This window comes from Mesorhizobium sp. RSR565B (genome assembly GCF_054719465.1).
The window spans coordinates 2877973-2901030 of the sequence record NZ_JBTTIE010000001.1 but is presented as its reverse complement, the minus strand read 5'-3'; the positions used below and the strand labels follow the sequence as shown (position 1 = coordinate 2901030).

At 63.1% G+C, this 23058-nt stretch carries 20 protein-coding genes and 1 tRNA gene; 6 read left to right on the top strand and 15 right to left on the bottom strand.

Annotated elements, in window-relative coordinates; all coding sequences use genetic code 11:
* Positions 1–12: 12 nt before the first annotated feature.
* The 4 genes from pstA to ACYG9R_RS14120 all read right to left on the bottom strand — a co-directional run bounded on the left by pstA (position 13) and on the right by ACYG9R_RS14120 (position 8969).
* On the bottom strand, positions 13–1329 hold the full coding sequence (pstA, locus tag ACYG9R_RS14135) for a phosphate ABC transporter permease PstA (RefSeq protein ID WP_023824994.1): 1317 nt from the start codon (positions 1327–1329) through the stop codon (positions 13–15).
* The gene (gene pstC / locus ACYG9R_RS14130) at positions 1326–2786 is read right to left on the bottom strand and encodes a phosphate ABC transporter permease subunit PstC (RefSeq protein WP_023806534.1); all 1461 of its coding nucleotides are present in this window, start codon (positions 2784–2786) and stop codon (positions 1326–1328) included. The genes pstA and pstC overlap by 4 nt, the downstream gene beginning before the upstream one ends.
* A gap of 95 nt (positions 2787–2881) precedes the next feature.
* On the bottom strand, positions 2882–3910 hold the full coding sequence (locus ACYG9R_RS14125; protein WP_023670113.1) for a substrate-binding domain-containing protein: 1029 nt from the start codon (positions 3908–3910) through the stop codon (positions 2882–2884).
* 496 nt (positions 3911–4406) lie between these two features.
* Positions 4407–8969, bottom strand: coding sequence for a PAS domain-containing protein (locus ACYG9R_RS14120; RefSeq protein WP_196813633.1), 4563 nt, complete (start codon positions 8967–8969; stop codon positions 4407–4409).
* 188 nt (positions 8970–9157) lie between these two features.
* On the opposite strand from ACYG9R_RS14120, the gene ACYG9R_RS14115 reads away from it, so the two are divergent.
* A complete protein-coding gene (locus ACYG9R_RS14115) occupies positions 9158–9514 on the top strand; it encodes a hypothetical protein (protein WP_023696429.1) in 357 nt (118 codons plus the stop codon).
* 118 nt (positions 9515–9632) lie between these two features.
* Here the strand turns inward: ACYG9R_RS14115 and ACYG9R_RS14110 are convergent, their stop codons facing one another.
* Positions 9633–10544: a DUF2865 domain-containing protein gene (locus ACYG9R_RS14110; RefSeq protein WP_023754145.1), complete on the bottom strand. Its 912-nt coding sequence runs from the start codon at positions 10542–10544 to the stop codon at positions 9633–9635.
* Positions 10545–10836: 292 nt separating this feature from the next.
* Between ACYG9R_RS14110 and ACYG9R_RS14105 the strand changes: the two genes are divergently transcribed.
* Positions 10837–11052: a hypothetical protein gene (locus ACYG9R_RS14105; protein ID WP_023696431.1), complete on the top strand. Its 216-nt coding sequence runs from the start codon at positions 10837–10839 to the stop codon at positions 11050–11052.
* A gap of 135 nt (positions 11053–11187) precedes the next feature.
* Here ACYG9R_RS14105 and ACYG9R_RS14100 read toward each other — a convergent pair whose 3' ends face one another.
* The 6 genes from ACYG9R_RS14100 to ACYG9R_RS14075 all read right to left on the bottom strand — a co-directional run bounded on the left by ACYG9R_RS14100 (position 11188) and on the right by ACYG9R_RS14075 (position 14549).
* The gene (locus ACYG9R_RS14100; protein WP_032887139.1) at positions 11188–11448 is read right to left on the bottom strand and encodes a hypothetical protein; all 261 of its coding nucleotides are present in this window, start codon (positions 11446–11448) and stop codon (positions 11188–11190) included.
* 55 nt (positions 11449–11503) lie between these two features.
* Positions 11504–12379: a glutathione S-transferase family protein gene (locus tag ACYG9R_RS14095; RefSeq protein WP_023824996.1), complete on the bottom strand. Its 876-nt coding sequence runs from the start codon at positions 12377–12379 to the stop codon at positions 11504–11506.
* Complete coding sequence (locus ACYG9R_RS14090) at positions 12363–12986, bottom strand: VOC family protein (protein ID WP_023824997.1); 624 nt, start codon at positions 12984–12986, stop codon at positions 12363–12365. The genes ACYG9R_RS14095 and ACYG9R_RS14090 overlap by 17 nt, the downstream gene beginning before the upstream one ends.
* A gap of 594 nt (positions 12987–13580) precedes the next feature.
* Positions 13581–13655, bottom strand: a tRNA-Glu gene (locus tag ACYG9R_RS14085).
* 92 nt (positions 13656–13747) lie between these two features.
* The gene (locus ACYG9R_RS14080; protein WP_023824998.1) at positions 13748–14155 is read right to left on the bottom strand and encodes a VOC family protein; all 408 of its coding nucleotides are present in this window, start codon (positions 14153–14155) and stop codon (positions 13748–13750) included.
* Positions 14156–14168: 13 nt separating this feature from the next.
* On the bottom strand, positions 14169–14549 hold the full coding sequence (locus ACYG9R_RS14075; RefSeq protein ID WP_023690093.1) for a hypothetical protein: 381 nt from the start codon (positions 14547–14549) through the stop codon (positions 14169–14171).
* 25 nt (positions 14550–14574) lie between these two features.
* Here ACYG9R_RS14075 and ACYG9R_RS14070 point away from each other — a divergent pair, with 25 nt between their 5' ends.
* A complete protein-coding gene (locus tag ACYG9R_RS14070) occupies positions 14575–15633 on the top strand; it encodes an RluA family pseudouridine synthase (protein ID WP_023824999.1) in 1059 nt (352 codons plus the stop codon).
* Positions 15634–15875: 242 nt separating this feature from the next.
* Complete coding sequence (gene rpoH, locus ACYG9R_RS14065) at positions 15876–16787, top strand: RNA polymerase sigma factor RpoH (protein ID WP_023670124.1); 912 nt, start codon at positions 15876–15878, stop codon at positions 16785–16787.
* 308 nt (positions 16788–17095) lie between these two features.
* Here the strand turns inward: rpoH and ACYG9R_RS14060 are convergent, their stop codons facing one another.
* From ACYG9R_RS14060 to ACYG9R_RS14045, 4 genes are all read right to left on the bottom strand, one after another.
* Positions 17096–17968, bottom strand: a complete 873-nt coding sequence (locus ACYG9R_RS14060; RefSeq protein ID WP_031199864.1) for an MBL fold metallo-hydrolase — start codon at positions 17966–17968, stop codon at positions 17096–17098.
* A 145-nt stretch (positions 17969–18113) separates the two neighbouring features.
* Positions 18114–18773: a peroxiredoxin gene (locus ACYG9R_RS14055; RefSeq protein WP_023825000.1), complete on the bottom strand. Its 660-nt coding sequence runs from the start codon at positions 18771–18773 to the stop codon at positions 18114–18116.
* Positions 18774–18963: 190 nt separating this feature from the next.
* Positions 18964–19329 carry a cell division protein ZapA gene (locus ACYG9R_RS14050; RefSeq protein ID WP_023735225.1) on the bottom strand — a complete coding sequence of 122 codons (366 nt, stop codon included), beginning with the start codon at positions 19327–19329 and terminating at the stop codon, positions 18964–18966.
* A 12-nt stretch (positions 19330–19341) separates the two neighbouring features.
* Entirely contained in the window at positions 19342–19614 is a 273-nt protein-coding gene (locus tag ACYG9R_RS14045) for a DUF4164 domain-containing protein (protein ID WP_023670128.1), read from the bottom strand.
* 273 nt (positions 19615–19887) lie between these two features.
* Here ACYG9R_RS14045 and tkt point away from each other — a divergent pair, with 273 nt between their 5' ends.
* Positions 19888–21879 (top strand): transketolase, encoded by a 1992-nt coding sequence (gene tkt, locus ACYG9R_RS14040; protein ID WP_023825001.1) that lies wholly within the window; start codon positions 19888–19890, stop codon positions 21877–21879.
* 155 nt (positions 21880–22034) lie between these two features.
* Positions 22035–23045, top strand: a complete 1011-nt coding sequence (gene gap / locus ACYG9R_RS14035) for a type I glyceraldehyde-3-phosphate dehydrogenase (RefSeq protein WP_023683984.1) — start codon at positions 22035–22037, stop codon at positions 23043–23045.
* Positions 23046–23058 lie beyond the last annotated feature (13 nt).

Genomic DNA, 23058 nt, shown 5'->3' with positions numbered 1-23058 from the left:
ATTGCCTTTTTTCTACCAGCGCCGCTCGAACCGGCGCCGGAGCACGATCGCGGTGATGTTCATGGCCATGAGGAAGACGAGCAGGATGATGATGGCGCCGGACATGCGCTCGACAAAAGCGCGCTCAGCCTCGTTTGCCCACATATAGATCTGAACCGGCAGCGCGGTCGCCGGATCGAAAGGCGTCGTCGGATAATCGGCGACGAAAGCGACCATGCCGATCAAGAGCAGCGGTGCTGTCTCGCCGAGCGCACGCGCCAGGCCGATGATGGTGCCGGTAAGGATGCCTGGGGCGGCAAGCGGCAGGATGTGATGGAACACCATCTGCATCTTGGAGGCGCCGAGACCTAGGGCCGCCGAGCGGATCGACGGCGGCACCGTGGCGAGGGCGGCGCGCGTGGCGATGATTATGGTCGGCAATGTCATCAAGGTCAGCACCAGGCCGCCGACGAAGGAAGCCGAGCGCGGCATGCCGAGGAAGTTGATGAACACGGCAAGGCCAAGCAGACCGAAGACGATCGACGGCACCGCCGCGAGATTGTTGATGTTGACTTCGATCAGGTCCGTAAAGCGGTTCTTCTTGGCGAACTCCTCCAGATAGATGGAGGCGGCGACGCCGATCGGCAGCGCCAGCAACAGCACGATCACCATCATGTAGAACGAGCCGATGATCGCCACGCCCATGCCCGACGTTTCGGGCCGGCTGGAGGCGCCATAGGTGAACAGGCCGGTGTTGAAATGCTCGGCCATCACGCCGTCGGCTTTAAGCTTGTTCATCCAGTCGATCTGCTGGTTGGACACCTTGCGGCGCGCTTCATCGACGCCGAGGTCGATCTGGCCCTTGAAGGCCGAGTCGAGGTTCGCGGCAGCCAGGATGTCGACGTCACGCGTCCTGCCGATCACCGACGGATCGGCGGAGACGATGTCGCGCAGCTGGACGCGGGCGCCTTCCGACAGGAAGCCCTTGAGCTTCAGCATCATCGGCTTGTTGGCCGGATCGATGCCGAGCTTGGCCACCAGCGCGTTTTCGGCGAGCTTGGGATAGTTCGCCTTGATCAGCACGGTAGGGTCGGTCGCGCGCTTGCCGGAGGGGTCGATGACCTTCTCATCGAAGGTGATCGGAAGCGTCACCGTCGTCTGCCAGAAGGCGGTGTAGCCTTTCGAGACGATGGTGATCAACATGATGGCCAGGAACGCCAGGCCCACCGAGATCGCAATCACGCCATAGATGCGGAACCGGCGTTCGGCGGCATAGCGCGCCTTCAGCCCGATGTCGCGGCGCGGACGCGCGACGGCGCCCGCCATCGTGTCCAGGGGGATGTCGGTCATTCGTACTGCTCCCGGTACTTGCGCACGATGTAGAGGGCGACGATGTTCATCACCAGCGTCAGCGCGAACAGCGTCAGGCCGAGCGCGAAGGCGACCAGCGTCTGCGGCGAGTTGAACTCGAGATCGCCGGTCAGCTGGTTGACGATCTTGACGGTGATGGTCGTCATCGCCTCGAACGGATTGGCCGTCAGATTGGCGGCGACGCCCGCCGCCAGCACGACGATCATCGTCTCGCCGATAGCGCGCGACGCCGTCAACAGGATGGCGCCGACGATGCCGGGCAGTGCCGCCGGCAGGATCACCCGCTTGATCGTCTCGGAGCGCGTGGCGCCGAGGCCGAGCGAGCCGTCACGCATTGCGCGCGGCACCGCGGTGATGATGTCGTCGGACAAAGAGGACACGACCGGGATCAACATGACGCCCATCACCAGACCGGCGGTGAAGATGCTCTGGCCCTGGATGAAGGGCGAGCCGCCGGTGAGTGCCGCCGACAGGTCGCGCAAGAACGGTCCGAGCGTGACAACGGCGAAGATGCCGTAGACGATGGTCGGAATGCCGGCCAGCAGTTCCAACGCCGGCTTGACCACCGAGCGCACACCGCGCGAGGCATATTCGGACATGTAGACCGCCGACATCAGCCCGACCGGCACTGCCACCAGAAGGGCGACGGCGGCGATGTAGAGCGTGCCGGCGAGAAGCGGGATCAGGCCGAACTGACCCTGGCTGCCGCCGGAACCGGCGGCGGCGAAACGCGGATCCCACACCGTGCCGAAGAAGAAGCTCATCGGCGACACGCTCTCGAAGAAGGTGATGGTCTGGAACAGCATCGACAGCACGATGCCGACCGTGGTCAGGATGGCGATGGTCGAGGCCGCAAGCAGCCCCCACAGCATCAGCTTCTCGACATTGTTGCGCGCCCTGGCGCGCGGCGCGATCTGCCTCAGCGCATAGAAGGCGCCGGCGACCGACAGCGCGAAGGTCAGCACGGCGCTGAACAGGCCGAGCCGGTCCTGGACCTGGTTCGCCTCGACCGCGATCGGAATCATATAGTCCTGGGTGTCGCTGGCCAGTGCCACGCCCTTGGCGGCGAGCAGCGGCTGCAATTCGGCGAAAGTAGCGGGAAGTGCGGTATCGCCATCGAGCCGGCGCAGGCCCTTGGCCAGGCTCTTCACCAGGCTGGCGTCGAGCGCTTCGCTGGCCACCTTTGTGTCGGCGGTGCGCTCGGGCAAAGCGGCATGGATATGCCGGTCGAGATAGAAGGAAGAGCCGATATCCCAGACGGCGAGCAAAAGGACGGCAGGCAGGACCGCGAGCAGAAAGGCCCACCAGCCATGATAATGCGCGCGCGAATGCGGCTTGACCTTGCCGGTATCCTGCGCCGCGGCGCGCTGGCGGCCGACCACAAAAGCGACCACGCCTATGGCGATGACTATGGCGAGTACGAGCAAGGACGACATAACCCACCCCAGGGAAAATTCAGATCGCCGCAGCCGTTGCGGCAAGCGGCGAAGTCAGGGCGCGGAGTTCATCCGCGCCCTGATCCGTCCGTTGATTACATTGTCTTTCCAGCGGCGAAGGCGTCGCGCTGGCCCTGACGTTCGGCGTCGGGAGCGGAAACCAGGCCGTACTGGGCGAGCGGGCTTTCCGGGCCGATCATCTGGTCATCAAGGAAGAACTCGACATATTCCTTGAGGCCGGGAACGACGCCCAGATGCGCCTTCTTGACGTAGAAGAACAACGGCCGCGACACGGGATACGTGCCATCGGCGATGGTCTGCGTCGAAGGCACGATGCCTTCCACGGTGGCGACCTTCAGCTTGTCGGCATTGTTCTCGTAGAAGGCGAGGCCGAACACGCCAACGCCGGTCTTGTTGGAGTCGATGCGGGCCAGCGTCTCGGTGTAGTCGCCATCAATGTCGACAGCCTTGCCGTCTTTGCGGATGGCGATGCAGGTCTTGCCGATTTCCTTGTCGTCGGCGATGCCGGCAGCCTTCAAAGCGGCCTTGTCGCAGCCGGCGTCGAGCAGCTTGGTCTCGAACACTTCACGGGTGCCGTGCTTCTCACCCGGGATATAGGCGGCGATATCCCAGTCGGGCAGCTTCGGATTGACCTGGTTCCACTTGGTGTTCGGGTTGTCGACCAGCTTGCCGTCGACCACCAGCTTGGCGGCGAGCGCCTTGTAGATGTCGGCGGGAACCAGCGCCCAGTCCGGACCCTTGATGTCGGTGGCAAAGACGATGCCGTCATAGCCGATGCGGACTTCCTGGACGTCCTTGACGCCGGCGTCGGCGCAGGACTTCAGCTCGTCCTTCTTGATCGGGCGCGAGGAGTTGGCGATGTCGATCGTGTCTTCGCCGACGCCCTTGCAGAACTCCTTGATGCCGGCGCCGCTGCCGCCGGACTCGACCACCGGGGTCTTGAAGTTGGTGAAGGTTTCGCCGAACTGCTCGGCGACGATCTTGGCGTAAGGCAGCACGGTCGACGAACCGGCGACCTGGATCTGGTCACGCGCAGCGGCGACACCGGACGATGCGGCGAACGCTACCGCCACGGCCGATGCCGTAACGAGGAATTTCTTCATGTGGCCTGCTCCTGTTCGGAAGATGGTCTCTTGGCGCCCTCTTCAAACCGGCGCCCGCTGAGGCCAATAGCCTTCGATTATTACAGTCGCATGACAGTTTCGTGTCAGCCCGGTAACGTCGCACAGACGTCTTGTGGGCCGCACCCTTTAAGCCGGTTGGTGGGAATGGAAGTTGCCGCTGGAATCAGACGCTTGCGCAATTCGTGCTGGCATCAAGTCCCGGCACACCGCAGGCCGCGATGCCGAGAAAGAAAAACCGGACGGGAGCGCGTTGCCCGTGGCCAGAGCGAATCTTGGCCGAGCCATCGCCAAAAACAGGTCCGTTGGGGTAGATTCGACGCTGTTTCTTGTCGGCGGTCGCTTGCTCCCGCCCGTAACTGAATGAGCGGTTTCGTTGCGACCATTGTCCTGACTGGGCGCTAGCTTTGATATGGTGCGATCGCACCATAGCCTTGGCTGTTGCGGCGCGGCCGAATCCCGGCGGCGCCGCAGGTTGCTATCCAGCGTCTCGTTGGGCTTCGCCTGATATGCCGACCCAGCGCTCGACCTTTTCGAGCAGCGCCCTGGGGCTGATCGGCTTGGGCAAATAGTCATCCATGCCGGCTTCCAGGCAGCGCTCGCGGTCGCCCTTCAAGGCATGCGCGGTGACGCCGACGATCGGGATATGCATACCCGTATGTTCTTCAAGCCGGCGAATTGCGGCGGTGGCCTCGAGCCCGTTCATCTCCGGCATCGAGACGTCCATCAGGATCATGCGCGGATTAAGCCGGCCGAAGGCATCGAGCGCCTTGCGCCCGTTGCCGACGATTTCGAAACTGTAGCCGGTTTCGCCGATTATCTGGGTGAACACCATCTGGTTTACTTCATTGTCCTCCGCAACGAGGATGTCGAGCCGGCGTTCATCCCCGGCGGCCCGGGCGCGGGCACGAACCGGCGGCGGTTGCAGTAGGGCCCGTTCCGAGGCAGCGAGCGGCGGCTTTGCCGGCGACGGTTCGTTCCTGCCGCCGCCGGAACCGCTGCTTGCCGCCGGCAGCACACGGCCACCCGTGATATTGTGATGGTGGCGCTGGATGGTGGCGACCAGCGTTTCCAGAAGCACCGAGGAGCGCGCCGGCTTGATCAGCTGGGCGTCGATGCCGAGATCGCGATAGCTGGTGTTGGCGAGCGACTGGTCGACCGAAGTCAGCATGATGATCGGCGTGTCGGCCAGCCCTGCGGTGCTGCGCACGACGCGCGCCATTTCGGCGCCGCTCATCCCCGGCATCTGATAATCGAGCACGACGCAATCGACCGGCACGCCATAGGCAGCCGCGGCAACCAGCACCTTGAGCCCTTCGGGTCCGCTTTCGGCGGCGCAGGAATCGAAGGTCCATGACGCCATCTGCTCGCTCAGGATCGATCGGTTGACGGCATTGTCGTCGACGATCAGCACCCGTGAGCCGGTCACGTCGACCGGCATGATCCGCCGTCCGGTCTGTTCCTCGGCCCTGGGCAATGTCACGGTGAACCAGAAGGTCGAGCCCTTGCCTTCGGCGCTCTCGACACCGATCTCGCCGCCCATCAACTCGACCAGCCGCGAGGTGATGGCGAGCCCGAGCCCTGTGCCTTCGTGGCGTCTGGTCGACGAGGTGTCGGCCTGACTGAATTTTTCGAAGACGAGCTTCAGTTTCTGCTGCGGAATGCCGATGCCGGTGTCGGTGACCGAAACGGTAAGCTTTGTCCCCGTCGGCCCCCTTTGTCCGGTCACGTCGACCAGCACGTGGCCTTCGTCGGTAAACTTCACCGCGTTGCCGACCAGATTGGTGACGATCTGCCTCATGCGACCGACATCGCCGACGAACAGGCTTTCCAGGCCCGGCTCGACGCGCACGATGAGCTCGAGGTCCTTCTCCTTGGCGCGCGTCGATATCAGCGTCGCCACATCCTCGATCGCTTCGGGCAGGTTGAAGGGCGCAGGGTCGAGCACCAGCTGTCCGGCATCGATCTTGGAGAAGTCCAGTATGTCGTTGATGATGGTCAAGAGCGCGTTACCCGATTTGACGATGATGTCGGTGAACGTCTTCTGCTTGGGATCGAGGTCGGATTTGGCCAGCAACTCGGCCATGCCGAGTACGCCGTTCATCGGCGTGCGGATCTCGTGGCTCATATTGGCCAGGAATTCCGACTTGGCGCGGTCGGCCAGTACGGCGCGCTGGCGCGCCTCGCGCAGTTCGGCCTCGCGCAGCTTCAGTTCGGTGATGTCGGTGGTCGACCCAATCAGATAGAGCGAACCATCGGACGCGATCATCGCGCCCTTGCGGGCGAACTGGTGGCGCACGCTGCCGTCGGCAAGCGTCACCGTTTCCTCGATCTCCTGTGTATCGCCTGTGCGCAGCACGGCGAGATCGCTGTTGACGAAGGCTTCGCCGTCCTCGCCGAAAATCTCGATGTCCGTCTTGCCGATCGCGTCTTCCCTGCGGAGGCCGGTGAGGTCGCACCAGCCCTTGTTGACGTAGAACTGCCTGAGGTCGGAGCGCTTGGCGTAGATCGACACCGGCACGTTGTCGATGAGATTGCGGAACACCTCGTTCTCGCGCATGCTCTCTTCCAACGCCTGCTCGCGCGCCTTGACGTCGGTGATGTCGGTGCTGGACCCGACCAGGTGCACCGACCCATCGAGCGCCACCAGCCGGCTCTTGCGCGTCATCAATTGCCGCACCGTGCCGTCGCGATGGGTAACGGGCTCCTCGATCTCGCGGCCGCGGCCGGTGACGACGACCTGGGTGTCGTCATGGGTGTAGGTTTCGGCGTCGTCTATGCCGAAAAGCTGGAGATCGGTTCGGCCGATGACCTCCTCCTTGGGGATGCCGGTCAGCGCGCACCAGGCCTTGTTGACGAATTCCATGCTCAGATCCTGCGCCTTGATGAAGGCGGCGACCGGCAGTTCGTCCATGACGTGGCGGAACAGGTCGATCTGGCGCATGCTTTCCTGCAGCGCCTTTTCGCGGCTCTTGATCTCCGAGATGTCGACGCGCACGCCGATGAAGGTGCCGTCCTCGGTGCGCATATCGTAGACCTGATACCAGCGGCCGTCGGGATTGCTCCGTTCGTAGGAGGAGTTCGGCAGGCGGTAGCGGGCGAGAATGGCATCCAGCCAGATGTCTCGATCGCCGTCATAGAGCTTGTCGGTCTCCGGATCGCCACTGAAGCGGAAATATCCCACGGAATGTCCAAGTTCCAACGCCTCGCGGAAGGTGCGGCCGGGCTGCCATGCCGGTTTCAGCGCCGGCAGCGTGTCCTGCAGCTTGCGATTGGCAAAGATGAACTTGTCGTCGCGGTCATAGATGATGACGGCCGCCGGCAGCGACTCCAGCACCGTGGCGAGGTTCTTGCGCGCGTCCTCGGCCTCGGTCTCGCGGCGCTTCATGTCGGAAATGTCGAACAGGAAACCGGCGACATAGTTGCGGCCACTGGGCATGCCGACGCGGTTCTTGCGCACGATGCGCGAGCGGCTGGCGCCCTCGGCGTCGAAAGTCTCCTCGACCTCGTAGGGCGTGCCGGTCGCCAGCACGGCGCGTTCGCTGTCTTCGAATTGCGCGGCGTCCTTTTGCTTGAGGAAGTCGCCGCCGGGCCTGCCCAGCATCGCTTGCGGGCTCTGTCCGAACAGTGCCGAAAACGCCTCATTGACGAAGACGAAACGCAGATTGTCGTCCTTTACGAAGATCGGGTCCTTGACGCCGTTGATCACCGCCTCGGCCAGCCGCGATTTCTCCAGCGCTTGGGCGAGTTCAGCCTCGCGATCCTTCATGTTGGTGACGTCGACATAGGAGATCAGCCTTTTGCCGCCGGCGAGCGGCGCCAGCGAGGCAATCAGCGTACGGCCGTCATTGCGTGGCAGTTGCCTGGAGCCCACCAGGCCGGCCGAGATTTCTGCTTCGCGCTCGGCGATGTGGTCCTGCCATTCCGCATCGTCAGCACCGTACGGGTCCATATCGCGGCTGGCCTGCATCAGTTCGCGGAAGCCGCAGCCGATGCCGGCGCGCCGGGGATCGATTTCCCAGAAATCATAGAAGGCGCGGTTGATCACCTCCGCGCGCATGTCGGCATCGAGGACGAGCACGCCGATCGGCATCTGGTCGACCATCGTGCGAAGATTGGCGAAGGTCTCGGTGATCTTGGCGTTGGCACTCTCGATCTCGGCGTCGCGACGCTTGAGCTCGGAGACGTCGTAGTAGGTCAACAGCCGCTTGCCGCCGGACAACGCCGTCACGGAGAACATCATCGTCCTGCCATTGGCATGGAGAAATTCGCGTGGCGCAACCGAGCCGGCGCTGATCTCCTCGATGCGGGTGGCGAGGTAGTGCTGCCACTGCTGTCCATCGAGATCGCCGTAGATGCCGTTGCGGCGGTTGAGTTCCATCAACAGGCTGAACGGCGCGCCGACCGTGACGGCGCCGTCGGGGATCCTGGAGAGCTCGCGATAGGCCTTGTTGACGATGAGCGTGTCGAACTTCGCGTCAAGCACCACGACGCCCATATGCATGGCATCCATTGTCCGCTCGAGATCGGCGAGGTGCTGCGTAGCCTCGCCGGCCGGCGGATCGCTCTCGTCCTGCCGCAGTTCGTCCAGCGCACCGGCCAGTGCCGTGACGTTGCGGCCGATGCCGCGATAGCCGATGAATTCGCCTTCGCCGTCGAACCGCGGGGAACCGGTGATCGAAACCCAGCGGCAGCCGGGACGGCCGCCCTTCAACTCATAAACAAAGTCGCGAAACGGCCGATGCGCCTGCAGATCCTCCAGATGCGCGGCGGCGTGTCGATTGCCGTGCACCATCTGCTTGAGGAAATCGAAGCGGAAACGGCCAAGAATGCTGGCGGGATCGATGCCGGTGGCGGCCTGGTAGTTCTCCGAAAGCCAGGAAAAGCGCAGCTCGGCGTCGGTCTCCCAGACCCAGTCGGCGCCGGCCCCGACCAGTTCGCGCAGCGCTTCGGGCGAACCCCCGACGGACGTATCCTCGCCGTTCACCACCCCTTTTCCGGAACCGCGTCCGCCACGTGTTCCAACAGTCCCGTCAGCCATCCCGTTCCCACCCCGAAAGCCAAGGCCGAACCCCCTCAGCGGTTCGCCGGCGGAATGTGCCCGAGAAGCATTAATGATCCGCTAACCATAACCAATCCAGACTGCGGCCAGAGCCACATTGCCCTGCGGTATTCCGCCGGTTGTCGGCGGAACCCCAGCCGGGCTATAAGTCAGCGGGGGTGTTGCTGATGACCGGTTGGATCGTGCCTTGTTTCCTGTGCCTGGCGCTGCTTGCGGGCAGCGGCTGCGCACGCAGCTATGACGGCACGGTGGTGATCCCGAAGCCGCTCGATATCAGGCGGGTCTGGGATCGCGATCCGTCGCAGACTGAGGCCAGCCAGATGCAGGCGGCAGCCGGTGTGTTTCCGACGCCACCGCCGCAGGAGCCCTACCGGCCCGCGGCACGCAGGCACACGACACAAATAGCTGCGCCAAGGCGGCACGTCAGGTCCAGCCCGCCCAGCATGGCTTCCGAACCGGCCAATCCGCTCACCTGCAAGAATGTCAGCGAACCCGGCAAACGCTACAGGATGGTTTGCGAATAGCTGGTACTAGAGCAATTCCAGGAAAAGTGTGAAACGGTTTTCCGTCCGGAATTGCGTAAAACAAAGACATAGAGCGGTTCGCCGTTTCGGTGAAACGGTGAAACGCTCTAGGCGCAGGTTACTCCGCCGGGAAGAAAGCCGGCCCGACCACCCTGACCGGCCGCGAGCCGGCCAATGGCTCGACCGACTGTCGCTGGGCGGCGCCCCTGGCCTCTGCAGCGTCTGCGCCAGGCTGGAGAAGTTGCGCCACGGTGCCAAGATCCGGCTTCGCTGACGGCAAAGGAATGATCGCGTTGGCCATATTGGCTGGCGTCACCGTGCGCGCTCTCAGCTCGGCAACGCGCCGGTGATAGCGCTTGAGGTCGCAGGCCCTGAAGTTCGCATCATTGCGATATTTGAAGGCCGTCGGCAGGTCCTTGTAGGATGTGCGCGTATCGAGCGCGACCATCTCTTCGGTTTCAAGGCTTGGGTCACTGAGCGTGTATAGGTCGACGCCGGCATCGTCGCAGATGTAGCGGCACTGATCGACCATCTCCTTGGCATCGCCGCCTTGCACGAACTGCGATTTCGGCGCCGGGAAGAAATAGCCGTCCGAGAGACGAACGCAAAACAGCATCGAATTGCTGCCGATCATGGCGCCAGCCGGACGCTGTCTTTGTTGCCCGGCGGCGGGCGTGCAGCCGAGCGCGACGAGCCTGGCCTGCAGTCCGGACGCATCCCGGCGCGAAATCGCGGCGCCGGCGATCTGGCGTTGCACCTGTGTGCGGCTTTTGGCGAGGTCGGCGCAAGCATTGAAGAAGCCCCCCACCGCACTTTGCGCCGTGCACCGGCGTTGCCTCTCCAGCCCCTGGATCGCCGCAAGCTGGCGACGTAGCTGCGCAAGCTCGGAGCTGATCCCGCCGCTGCGGCCGGACGGTGCCAGCTGGCTCCTGAGCGCGGCGCATGGATCGGCAAGGGAAGCCGAAATGCCGAGGACGCTTGCCGCTACCGACACCAGTGCAAAGGTCACGACAAGCCACAAACGCATCATCGGCGACACCTGGTTCCTTGTACCCCTGTGGAGCCGATCGCCGCTCCAGCCGATTGAGCCTCAATGCGGGAGGTAAGTCTAATTCAAGAGACGCCAGCAACCGCCAGGTATTTTATGCCGAGTGTATTATGCCGGTTCCTGTAAATTCGCTATTACACTTTTGTTTCAAGATGAGACGAAGCCAGGCTCGGGCGAGCCAGGCCGCCCGCAATCATCGATCCCGCGTTATCGGGCCCTTGCGGATGAAACCTTTCTCCGGTGTCTCGCGTTGTGTCGGGCAAAGGAGACCAAGATGTCTATTCACTTCACTGTCTCTGGCCTGACCAGGAACCTGTTCCACTCGCTGGGGCTGGACCATGAGCGGGCGCCGAGAGCGCTCGATCCCGAACAGAGCCTGTTGCTGGAATGCTATCTGGCCGGACAGATTCCGGAATCCGCCTGGGCCGACTACGTCTTCGAGACGCCGGAACTGCAGCGGCATGTCGATATCAGACGCCTGCACAACTGATCAGAGCAACTTCAGGAAAAGTGTGAGTCGTTTTTCCGGGAAAAGCGCGTAGCGCTTTCCCCTGGGAATTGCGTCAAGACAACGAGAGAGGGGGTCGCCGTTTCTGTGAAAACGGTGAAACGCTCGCCCGCTCGCCTACTGCTTGGGCGAAGCGAATTGCACGGTGAAGACATTGCCCGCGACGCCTTGCGCCAGCGTCGGCGAGAAGCTCAACGGCAGGCACTTTTGCAGGGCAGTGGTTGCGGCGTCGACGAACGACTTCCTGGTATCCGCATCGCCATCGACCTTGATCCTGATGTCAGACTTTACGGCATGAGACGGGCCTGATGGCGCATCGGCGAAAAGCAAAAGGCCGGCATTGCGCCGACCTTTCCCTTCACCCTTGCGCCAGTACATCCGTGGTCGCGCGGTGCCTTCAATAGACAGCGTTCTGGTTAATGAATCCTTAGCTTTACGCGCTGGCCTGCGACTTCACATAGGCGATGTAGCCGCGCACGTCGCCGGCCGGCTCGGCATAGGCCTTGCCGAGTTTCTTCTCCATCGCCGCGACATACTCCTTGGCCCATTTTGGCAGCGCATAGTCGATGACGGCCAGGAACTCCAGCGTCGATGCCAGGCGTATGTCGGCGATCGACGGGTGCTTGCCGCCGATGAACGGCTTGCCGTCCCTGAAGAAGGAGTGAAACACCTCCAGCGGCTCGGCAATCGCCGCCATGGCGGCCTTCTGCGCCTCGGACTTCTTCTCCGGATGAGCGTCGCTATGGCCGACCTCGCCGGCATAGTGCGGGAAACCCAGCGCCGGATAGGTGGCGCGCGCCACATAGGGGTAGAGCGTGCCGATCAGGTAGAACATGGCGCTGTCGACCATCGCCCGCTTGGCCGGTGCCTTGGGATAGAATTTCTCCAGCCCGTGCTTGTTGGCGAGATACTGCATGATGGCACAGCTCTCCCACAGCACGCCGCGCGGCAGCCCCTTGTCCTCGATCATCGGCGTCAGATGCGCCGGATTGCGCGCCATATATTCCGGCGACCGCGTGTGGCCCCAGGCGTCGGTCTCGGCGGCGTCGAACCCGGCTGCACGGGCAAACACCCGAACGGTCATGTTGTTGACGCTTGGCTTCAGCATCGAGAGCTTCAGCGCAGGTTTTTTCGCCGCCTTGGCCTTCGGCGCGGATTTCCTGGCAGCCGGCGTCGTCGCGGTTTTGGCGGCCGGCTTTGCGGCTGCCTTCGGCGCGGCCTTTACGGCCGCTTTTGCCGCCGGCTTCACTGCCTCTTTTACTGCTGGCTTGGCCGCTGGTTTGCCAGCGCTCTTAACTGTCTTTGCCATTGTGGTCCTCCCCTTTTGCTGGCCGTCGGTATGGATTCTTCGGCGTCCGGTCGTCTGACAAGGTCGCGCGCGACCATTCGACCAGCGTCTGGATTGCGTCGGCAAGGTGCACTTCGGCGATGTTGTAGTCGCCGCGCACAACGCGCAGCTTGTGCGCCTGCATCAGCACATCGGCGTGGGTGAAGCCGGCCGGCGGCTCGAAGCGGTAGGACGCCAGCTCGATCAACAGGCCGAGCGGATCCTCGAAATAGATCGAATCCATGAAGCCGCGATCCTTGACGCCGCTGTGCTTGATGGCGCGTTCGTCGAGCCGGGCGACCGCCTGCAGGAAAGTGACGCGCGACACCGAGAACGCAATATGATGGACGCAGCCCGGTTCGGTGGGCGTGCGCCGCTTGACCGGCGTGCGGCTCTCGTCGGTGAAGACGGTGATCAACCTGCCGTCGCCGGGATCGAAATAGAGATGGCTTTCGCTTGGCTTGTCGAGATTGGGTTGCTCGAAAATGAACGGCATGCCGAGCACGCCCTCCCAGAAATCGATCGAGGTCTGGCGGCCGGCGCCGACGAGGGTGATGTGATGGACGCCCTGCGACTGCAGTTTCTGCATCGGTCTCCTCCTCGCCGACCCTCGCCTATGTTCCCCGGCGTCTTGCGCGCCGCAACGAGCCCTTTGGCAAGGCTTCGTACATGATGCTAGTGCAATTGGCAGCGCCGCGCCAGAAGCTCGCGGAGACTGCCGGCGCTGGATGGTGAAAGAGGCTTAAGGTTGCATGACCTGAGGCTACGCGACCGCTCTGAGCTCGGCTTCCGCCAGCGTGCCCAGGCCCGCGCATTCGGCGCATGCCATGGTCTGCCCGGGACAGCCGGCCCGATGCGTGCCTTGCGGGCAGCAATGCCCTTTCGACTCGCGCCATTTCAAGCAATCGAAAACCTGCCCGCTGCCGTGACAGCACGGGCATATCATTTTTGCCGAACTCATACCTGCTATGCCCAACCAAATCCGCGTTGCCGCAGATGCTATCCCCGCACCGCAAGTAACAGAGATCGCTACGCTTTCAAGCGTCGCGGTCTGACTTAAATTGGGTGTATCTGTGACGCGGATTTGCCGGGTTTTCGCTGATGCCGCCGACCCTCGCGGTCACACGCGATCCGCGCGGCTGCTGCCCGAAATTGTCGATGATGCGGAAGGAAAGCGGTTGCTTGGTACGCCCAAGGGGAATCGAACCCCTGTTCCCGCCGTGAGAGGGCGGTGTCCTGACCGCTAGACGATGGGCGCGTTCAAGAACCGGCGATATAGGCTGACGGTTTGGAAAAAGCAACTGGGCTTCGAACGGCCGGACCGCTTCTGTGCAATCTCGGTTTGCGGACTTAGCGTTTCGGCTCGATCAGGTCCCACAGATTGCCGTAGAGATCGGCGAAAACCGCCACGGTGCCGTACGGCTCATGGCGTGGCGTTTCGTGGAAATCGACGCCGTTTTCCAGCATCGTCGCATGGTCCCTGGCAAAATCGTCGGTTTCGAGAAACAAAACCACGCGGCCGCCGGTCTGGTCGCCGACGCGGCTTTTCTGCACATCGTCCAACGCTTCCGCCAGAAGCAGCCGCGGGCCTTGCCCGGCCGCAGGCGTCACCGTCACCCAGCGCTTGCCGTCACCGAGCTCGATGTCGTCGCACAGCGCAAAGCCAAGCTTGCCGATATACCAGGCGATCGCCTCGTCATAATCGGCGACCACGAGCGTGACGGTTGCTATGCGGCGATGGTCGGCAAACCCGGTCATTGTTTCGGCCCGGCTATTTGTTGCGGATGGCGAAGCGGCCGATGATACGGCGCTCGGCGATGTCGTAGACGAAGATGGTGCGGCTGCCGTCGCTGAGCTCGGCGTCGATCGAAATGCGATTGCCCGACAGAGCCTGGCTGATCACCTTGGCTCCGACCGGGAGCACTATGTCGGCCGCGAGCGGCTCGCCGGGCGGAACTGGAATGTCGTTGGCGAGCGGCGGGTTCGCGGGCGGCGCTTTGCGCGATTTGTAGACAATGGCCGCGATCACCACCATAAGGGCCAGCAAAAGCAGGCCGAGATTGATGGCCATGAAACGGATGAGCCTGCCGCGCACCTTTTCGATCTCGGGATCGAGCGGCTTTTCTTCTTCATCGGCAACGGGCCGGGCCATGGCAGAACTTCCGGAACTTTTTTCGATGAGCGCTCATAGCGAAGAGACCCCTGAATTGATAGAGGCTGGACAATTCATAGAGGCGGCGCCGACCGTGCTCGAAGCCGGCGCGGAAGCGGCCGGCCAGCGCCTCGACCAGTGGCTGGCGAGCGCCCTTGGTCCCGACATGTCGCGCAGCCGGGTGCAGATGCTGATCCGGCAAGGTGCCGTTTCGATCGACGGCAAGCCGGTCGACGAGACCAAGCGCAAGATGAGTGCCGGCGAGCGCGTATCGGTCGTCATGCCCGAGCCGGAACCGGCCGAACCGCAAGGCGAGCCCATCGCGCTCGACGTGCTTTATGAGGACGACGAGCTGATCGTCATCAACAAGCCGGCCGGCCTCGTCGTCCATCCCGGCGCCGGCAACTGGACCGGCACGCTGGTCAATGCCCTGATCCACCACTGCGGCGACAGTCTTTCAGGCATTGGCGGCGTCAGGCGGCCGGGCATCGTCCATAGGCTGGACAAGGAAACCAGCGGCGTCATGGTGGTGGCCAAGACCGACCGCGCCCACAAGGCGCTGTCGAAGGCCTTTGCCGACCACGGCCGCACCGGCGACCTCGAACGTGCCTATTTGGCGCTGGTCTGGGGCATCCCTCCACGGCCGACCGGAACGGTCGACGCGCCGCTTGGCCGTGCCGCCGACCGCGTGCGCCGCGCCGTCGTGCCGGAAGGCCGTGACGATGCCCGCCACGCCGTGACCCATTTCACCGTCAAGGAGCGTTTCGGCGAGGGCCAGCAGGCGTTCGCCACCGCCAGCCTGGTCGAATGCCGGCTGGAAACCGGCCGCACCCACCAGATCCGCGTTCACATGGCTCATATCGGCCATCCCGTCATCGGTGACCCCGATTACGGCCAGGCCTTCCGCACCAAGGCCAACCGGCTGCCCGAACTGCTGAAGGGTCAGGTCAAGGCATTTTCCAGGCAAGCTTTGCATGCCTGGCTTCTTGCATTTCGGCACCCGGCTACCCATTTATCGATGAGGTTCGAGGCGCCGATACCGGGGGACATGGAGGAACTCGTCGGCGGCTTTCGCAAACTCTGAACCCGAGCAATTCCAGAAAAGTGTGAAACGGTTTCCGTCCGGAATTGCGTCTAAACAAGCCAGCTAAAACCTGAGCGGCATTGTTCACTTCAGCGTGACACACTGTTTCGTGTTGAACAAATGCCTGTCTTTTCTGGTTTTGTTCCTATATAAATCAGTTGCCGCGGGCGAGCCTTTTGGTGCTCGCGTCACATGCCCGCCGCGTTTCGGGGGCATCACTCCAATAGAGAGGGGGCGCAATCATGGCCCAGTCACTACCCAGTATTGTTTCCGGCGAAGGCGGCCTCAGCCGCTACCTGGAAGAAATCCGCCGCTTTCCGATGCTTCAGCCGCAGGAAGAGTACATGCTCGCCAAGCGCTACGCCGAGCATGAAGACACTTCCGCTGCGCACAAGCTCGTCACCAGCCATCTTCGGCTCGTCGCCAAGATCGCCATGGGCTATCGCGGCTACGGCCTGCCGATCGGCGAAGTGATCTCGGAAGGCAATGTCGGCCTGATGCAGGCCGTCAAGAAATTCGAACCCGAGCGTGGCTTCCGCCTCGCGACCTACGCCATGTGGTGGATCAAGGCCTCGATCCAGGAGTACATCCTGCGCTCGTGGAGCCTGGTCAAGATGGGCACGACCGCCAATCAGAAGCGCCTGTTCTTCAACCTGCGCAAGGTGAAGGGCAAGATCCAGGCGCTGGACGATGGCGACCTCAAGCCCGACCAGATCACCGAGATCGCCACCCGGCTGAACGTGTCGGAAGCTGAAGTCGTGTCGATGAACCGCCGCCTGTCCGGCGACGCGTCGCTGAACGCGCCGATCCGCGCCAGCGAAGGTGAATCCGGCGAATGGCAGGACTGGCTGGTCGATGACCACGAAAGCCAGGAAGACATGCTGATCGAGCAGGACGAGTTGGAAAACCGCCGCGGCATGCTGTCGGGCGCTCTGGCCGTGCTCAACGATCGTGAGCGGCGCATCTTCGAGGCCCGCCGCCTCGCCGAGGAGCCGCTGACGCTGGAAGAACTGTCGTCCGAGTTCGACATCAGCCGCGAGCGCGTGCGCCAGATCGAGGTGCGCGCCTTCGAGAAGGTGCAGGACGCGGTCAAGGCCGCCGCCAAGCGCCAGATGCAGGCGCTGCGCACGATCGAGGCGCAGCCCGCGGCGTAAAGCCGGGTTCGGCTAAGGAACAGAAGGCGGCGTCGGGAAACCGGCGCCGCCTTTTTTGTTTTGTCGTCCGTCGGCGGTTAGCGAAAGTCGGGCAACAGCTGATCTCCCCCCTTGAGGGGGAGATATCCGGCAGGACAGAGGGGGGCGTGACGGATCGCAGCTTGCGATTTTAACTATCCCCAACCTGGAATTGTTCGAGCACACAGCAAAGGTCGGCGGGACAGCACCCCCCTCTGCCCTGCCGGGCATCTCCCCCTCAAGTGGGGAGGTTGGCAGCTTCGGCGACGGCGCCAACAGCATGAACCGATCTACAGCCCATCCAGCGGAAACTTGAGATACCTTCGGCCGTTGGCCTCCGGTTCCGGCAGCCGTCCACCATTCATGTTGACCTGCAGCGCATGCAGGATCAGCCGCGGCATCGGCAGTGTCTTGTCGCGCGCTTCGCGCAAGTCGACGAACTCGGCTTCGCTGCGCGCCGCAACGAGGTGGATATTCTTTGCCCTCTGCTCGGCGACCGTGCTCTCCCAGTACGGCTCGCGCCCGCCGGCCTGATAGTCGTGGCCGACGAACACGCGCGTATCGTCCGGCAGCGCCAGAATGCCCTCAATCGAATGCCACAGCCGCGCGGCACTGCCGCCGGGAAAGTCCGTCCTTGCCGAGCCGCTGTCGGGCATGAACAGCGTGTCGTGGACGAAGGCTGCGTCGCCGATGACATAGGTGATCGAGGCCAGCGTGTGGCCGGGCGAGAACAGCACCTTGACCGGCAGGTTGCCGATCATGAACGTTTCGCCTTCCCCAAACAGCCGGTCCCACTGCGAGCCGTCTGCGGGGAAATCCGGCCAGTTGTAGATCGCCTTCCACAGCGCCTGGACTTCGATGATCCTGTCGCCGATCGCCGTCGGCGCGCCGGTCTTTTCCCGGAGATAGTGCGCCGCCGAGAAATGATCGGCATGCGGATGGGTGTCCAGGATCCACTCGAGCTCCAGCCCGTTTTCGCGGATAAAATCCAGCAAGGCGTCGGCATTCTTCGTCGCCGTCGCGCCGGATTTTTCGTCGAAATCGAGGATCGGGTCGATGACGGCGCAGCGTCTCGTCACCGGGTCGGTGACGACATACTGGATGGCGCCGGTCGGCTTGTCGTAGAAGCCGGCGACCTCAGGTTTGGCCGAAGCGATGTCCAATGTCCGGCCCCCCTGCCCCTTGCCCGACAGGAACCGTTTTCTCCGTCGGGTTGAACAAGAGCATGGTCATCTGGCAAAGCGCGCCGGTCAAGCACGCCTTGCCACAAATAGGACTGAAGCCCCAAATAGCTCCGACGGAGAAAACCTAGGCTGACGGCTGCTTGGTCTTCCTGAGATAGGGCAGGATCGTCTCGAAAGCGCCAAAACGCTTGACCGCATCTTCGTTCGAAACCGCGGCGGTGATGATCACATCCTCGCCCTGCTTCCAGTTGGCCGGCGTCGCCACCTGGTGCTTGGCCGTCAGCTGCATGGAATCGACCGCGCGCAGGATCTCGTCGAAGTTGCGGCCCGTCGTCATTGGGTAAGTCAGCACCAGCTTGATCTTCTTGTCCGGCCCGATGACATAGACCGAGCGCACCGTGGCGTTGTCGGCCGGCGTACGGCCTTCCGACGTCTCGCCGGCGCCCGCCGGCAGCATGTCATAAAGCTTGGCCACCCTGAGGTCCTTGTCGCCGATCAGCGGGTAGTTCACCGTCTGGCCGGTCGCCGTCTTGATGTCGGCCTGCCACTTGTCGTGGCTCGCAACGGGATCGACGGAAATGCCGATGACCTTGACGTTGCGCTTCTTGAACTCGCCTTCGAGCCCCGCCATCGTGCCCAGCTCGGTGGTGCAGACCGGGGTGAAATTCTTCGGATGGCTGAACAGGATCGCCCAGCCGTCGCCGATCCAGTCATGAAACTTGATCGGCCCTTGCGTGGTCTCGGCGGTGAAGTCAGGCGCGATGTCGTTGATACGAAGGCTCATGGCATTATTTCCCCAGCAACAGATTTCGTCAGGAGCGGCCGTGGACGGCGTCAACGCTCCGGCATTGCCGCATCTTAGCGCAAAAATCGCGGCTGCAGGACAATAGGAAACTATTATTGGCGACGGAACGAGCACTTTCGTTCTACGGACCGACGTTGGGCCGACAATCTTTCGTTTGTGCGGGAAAGGCTCAGGCCTTGTTGACCGCCAGCGACGTGGCCAGGTCTTCCATGCGCTGGGCGAGCGCGCCGAGCGCGCTGGTCAGCACGGTGTCGTTCTTGTCGGCCTTGGTCAGCGCTTCGTCGCGCGTCTTGCGCAGCGTCTGCACTTCGGCCTCCATGCCCTTGACCCGCTTCTGCAGCTCCGAAAGCTCGTCCATCACCATGATGCCGGCCATCACCGTCAGCCGCTGGTCGCCGATCTCGCCGAACGAATCCTTCAGATGCGAGACATAACGGTCGAACCGCTCGGCGAGGTCGATCAGGTGCTCTTCCTGACCCTCGTCGCAAGCCATGCGATACTGCTTGCCGTCGATGGAAACCGTGACCTGTGCCATGGCCTGCAGCTCCTACCTGTCCAGCACCGCGCGGATGGTTTCCATGGCGGTCACCAAGCGGCGCGAAACTTCCTTGTTGGCATCTTCCAGCCGTTCGGCGCGGGCTTCGGAATTGTCGAGTTCCTGCGCCAGCCGTGAACGGTCGGCGTTCATGCGCTGCACCTCAGCCTCGGCTTCGGAATAGTCGCGCTCGTGCTCGAGCTTGGCCGCGACGGCGTTTTCCAGCCCCTCGATGGCCTTGCCCAGCCTGTGGATGACTTCCTTGAGTGTGGTTTCGCCGGTCATGGCCTTCGTCCTGTGCCCTGCCCATCACCGAATCGCTTCGCGTTCAGAACGCGTTAACAAGGAAACATTAGGCACCGGGTGAAGGCAACGTCAACAAAGCTCTCGCGACTGTCCCCCGCTAACGCTAATGTAGGTCGCCCCATAAGGTCTCAAAGCCATCACAAGACCGGCAAATGTGCAGCCGATTTGTTGACTAAAAGCCCGTGGCTGCTATGTGTCGCGCACTCTTTCCTGGGCTCTGCCAAGCCCACAAATCCCCACCCCGGAGGTACCATGACGTCGCGTGAACAACATGACCGGATGGCCAATGCGATCCGTTTTCTCTCCATGGACGCCGTCGAGAAGTCCCAGTCCGGCCATCCCGGCCTGCCCATGGGCTGCGCCGACATCGCCACAGTGCTGTTCACCCGCTTTCTGAAATATGATCCGAAGAACCCCCATTGGCCGGACCGCGACCGCTTCATCCTGTCGGCCGGCCATGGTTCGATGCTGCTCTACTCGCTGCTGCATCTGACCGGTTACGAGGACATGACCCTCGACCAGATCAAGCATTTCCGCCAGCTGGGTTCCAAGACTGCCGGCCATCCCGAATACGGCCATGCCACCGGCATCGAGACGACGACCGGCCCGCTCGGCCAGGGTCTCGCCAATTCGGTCGGCTTCGCGCTCGGCGAGCGCATCATGAACGCCGCCTTCGGCAACGACCTCGTCGACCACTACACCTATGTGCTGGCCGGCGACGGCTGCCTGATGGAAGGTGTTTCCCAGGAAGCCATCGCGCTGGCCGGGCACCTCAAGCTCAACAAGCTGATCGTCTTCTGGGACAACAACAACATCTCGATCGACGGTCCGGTTTCGCTTGCAGACAACACCGACCAGGTCGCCCGCTTCCAGGCCTCGGGCTGGAACGCCAGCCACATTGACGGCACCGACCCCGAGGCAATCGCCTACGCCATCGAAGCCGCCCGCCATTCCGACAAGCCGACGATGATTGCCTGCAAGACGACCATCGGCTTCGGCGCCCCGACCAAGGCCGGCACCAACAAGGCGCATGGCTCACCGCTCGGCGCCGACGAGATCGCCGGCGCGCGGAAATTCTTCAACTGGGACTCCGCGCCCTTCGAAATTCCGGCCGACATTCTCGACGCCTGGCGCACCGCCGGCAAGGCCGGCCTCAAGCCGCGCACCGACTGGGAAGGCCGGCTCGCCAAGGCCAAGCCCGAGCTGAAGGCCGAGTTCGAGCGCCGCCTCGCCGGCAAGCTGCCGTCGAATTTCGATGCCGTCATTGCCGACTACAAGAAGAAGCTGTCGGCCGACAAGCCGAAGGTCGCCACCCGCAAATCGTCGGAAATGGCGCTGGAAGTCATCAACGGCGCGGTGCCGGAAACCATCGGCGGCTCTGCCGACCTGACGGGCTCCAACAACACCAAGACCAGCCAGACCAAGAACATCACGCCGGACGATTACGGCCAGCGCTATGTCCACTACGGCATCCGCGAGCATGGCATGGCGGCCGCCCTCAACGGCCTGACGCTGCATGGCGGCCTCATCGCCTATGGTGGCACCTTCATGTGCTTCTCTGACTATGCCCGCCCGTCGATGCGGCTGGCGTCGCTGATGGGCATCCGCTCGATCTTCGTCATGACCCATGATTCGATCGGTTTGGGCGAAGACGGCCCGACCCACCAGCCGGTCGAGCACCTGGCGGCGCTCCGCGCCATCCCCAACCACAATGTCTTCCGTCCGGCCGACGCGGTGGAAACCGCCGAATGCTGGCAGATTGCCATTGAATCGGAAAAGACCCCGTCCACCCTGGCGCTGACCCGCCAGAACCTGCCGACGGTGCGCACCGAGCACTCGGCCAGGAACCTCTCGAGCCAGGGCGCCTATGAACTGGCCGCGGCGAGCGGCGAAGCGGCGGTGACGATCTTCGCGACCGGCTCCGAGGTCGAGATCGCGCTCGGCGCCCGTGATTTGCTTGAAAAGCATGGGCACCCGACCCGCGTCGTCTCGGTGCCTTGCTTCGAACTGTTCGACCAGCAGAGCGACGCCTATCGCAAGGAGACGATCGGCAACGCGCCGATCAAGATGGCGATCGAGGCCGGCATCCGTCAGGGCTGGGATCACCTGATCGGCTCCGACGGCATCTTCATCGGCATGACCGGCTTCGGCGCTTCCGGCACCATCGAGCAGCTCTACCCGCATTTCGGCATCACCGCCGAAGCCGCGGCCAAGGCGGCGGAAGCCCGCCTGCACGGCAAGTAAGATCAGGGTCAGTCCCGCGCACCTCCAAGGCGGATTCGCGGGGCTGGACCAACCTAATCGATTTAAATTCGGCCTTCTGCGGCTGGATTCTTGTGCCATCCGCCGCTATGAAGCTGCGGACCCATCTGCCGCCTCCAGCTCCCAGGGAGAGTAAAATGACCGTCAGAGTTGCCATCAACGGATTTGGCCGCATCGGCCGCAACATCCTGCGCGCCATCCATGAATCCGGCCGCAAGGACATCGACGTCGTCGCCGTCAACGACCTCGGCCCGGTCGAGACCAACGCGCATCTGCTGCGCTATGACAGCGTGCACGGCCGCTTCCCGCACGAAGTGTCGGTCTCGGGCGACCAGATCACCGTCGGCAAGGAGACCTTCAAGGTCACCGCGATCAAGGACCCGGCGCAGCTGCCGTGGAAGGAGCTCGGCATCGACATCGCGCTCGAATGCACCGGCATCTTCACCGCCCGCGACAAGGCTGCCGCGCACTTGACCGCCGGCGCCAAGCGCGTCGTCGTCTCCGCGCCTGCCGAAGGTGCTGACCTCACCGTCGTCTACGGCATCAACCACGACAAGCTGACCAAGGACCACATCGTCATCTCGAATGCGTCCTGCACCACCAACTGCCTGGCGCCGCTGGCCGCCGTGCTGCACGAGACCGTCGGCATCGAAAAGGGCATGATGACGACGATCCACTCCTACACCGGCGACCAGCCGACGCTGGACACCATGCACAAGGATCTCTACCGCGGCCGCGCGGCTGCCCTGTCGCAGATCCCGACCTCGACCGGTGCGGCCAAGGCGATCGGCCTGGTGCTGCCCGACCTCAAGGGCAAGCTCGACGGCATCTCGATCCGCGTGCCGACCCCCAACGTCTCGGTCGTCGACTTCAAGTTCATCGCCAAGCGCGCCACCACCGTGCAGGAGATAAACGAAGCGGTGATCGCTGCCTCCAACGGCAAGCTGAAGGGCATTCTCGGCGTCACCCATCATCCGAATGTGTCGATCGACTTCAACCACGATCCGCGCTCGTCGATCCTGGCGCTCGACCAGACCAAGGTCATGGACGGCAACTTCGTTTCGGTGCTGTCCTGGTACGACAATGAGTGGGGCTTCTCCAACCGCATGGCCGACACCTCGGTCGCCTTCGGCAAGACCATCGCCTGATCTGAAGGCACCG

Bases quoted from the DNA above. Each gene is read 5' to 3' on its own strand.
- ACYG9R_RS14070 (WP_023824999.1), top strand. From the start codon at position 14,575: ATGAGCGCTCATAGCGAAGAGACCCCTGAATTGATAGAGGCTGGACAA.
- rpoH (WP_023670124.1), top strand. From the start codon at position 15,876: ATGGCCCAGTCACTACCCAGTATTGTTTCCGGCGAAGGCGGCCTCAGC.
- ACYG9R_RS14090 (WP_023824997.1), bottom strand. From the start codon at position 12,986: ATGCAGAAACTGCAGTCGCAGGGCGTCCATCACATCACCCTCGTCGGC.
- ACYG9R_RS14110 (WP_023754145.1), bottom strand. From the start codon at position 10,544: ATGATGCGTTTGTGGCTTGTCGTGACCTTTGCACTGGTGTCGGTAGCG.
- ACYG9R_RS14080 (WP_023824998.1), bottom strand. From the start codon at position 14,155: ATGACCGGGTTTGCCGACCATCGCCGCATAGCAACCGTCACGCTCGTG.
- ACYG9R_RS14045 (WP_023670128.1), bottom strand. From the start codon at position 19,614: ATGACCGGCGAAACCACACTCAAGGAAGTCATCCACAGGCTGGGCAAG.
- ACYG9R_RS14050 (WP_023735225.1), bottom strand. From the start codon at position 19,329: ATGGCACAGGTCACGGTTTCCATCGACGGCAAGCAGTATCGCATGGCT.
- ACYG9R_RS14105 (WP_023696431.1), top strand. From the start codon at position 10,837: ATGTCTATTCACTTCACTGTCTCTGGCCTGACCAGGAACCTGTTCCAC.
- ACYG9R_RS14100 (WP_032887139.1), bottom strand. From the start codon at position 11,448: ATGTACTGGCGCAAGGGTGAAGGGAAAGGTCGGCGCAATGCCGGCCTT.
- ACYG9R_RS14075 (WP_023690093.1), bottom strand. From the start codon at position 14,549: ATGGCCCGGCCCGTTGCCGATGAAGAAGAAAAGCCGCTCGATCCCGAG.
- tkt (WP_023825001.1), top strand. From the start codon at position 19,888: ATGACGTCGCGTGAACAACATGACCGGATGGCCAATGCGATCCGTTTT.
- ACYG9R_RS14115 (WP_023696429.1), top strand. From the start codon at position 9,158: ATGACCGGTTGGATCGTGCCTTGTTTCCTGTGCCTGGCGCTGCTTGCG.
- ACYG9R_RS14055 (WP_023825000.1), bottom strand. From the start codon at position 18,773: ATGAGCCTTCGTATCAACGACATCGCGCCTGACTTCACCGCCGAGACC.
- pstA (WP_023824994.1), bottom strand. From the start codon at position 1,329: ATGACCGACATCCCCCTGGACACGATGGCGGGCGCCGTCGCGCGTCCG.
- ACYG9R_RS14095 (WP_023824996.1), bottom strand. From the start codon at position 12,379: ATGGCAAAGACAGTTAAGAGCGCTGGCAAACCAGCGGCCAAGCCAGCA.
- pstC (WP_023806534.1), bottom strand. From the start codon at position 2,786: ATGTCGTCCTTGCTCGTACTCGCCATAGTCATCGCCATAGGCGTGGTC.
- ACYG9R_RS14125 (WP_023670113.1), bottom strand. From the start codon at position 3,910: ATGAAGAAATTCCTCGTTACGGCATCGGCCGTGGCGGTAGCGTTCGCC.
- gap (WP_023683984.1), top strand. From the start codon at position 22,035: ATGACCGTCAGAGTTGCCATCAACGGATTTGGCCGCATCGGCCGCAAC.
- ACYG9R_RS14120 (WP_196813633.1), bottom strand. From the start codon at position 8,969: ATGGCTGACGGGACTGTTGGAACACGTGGCGGACGCGGTTCCGGAAAA.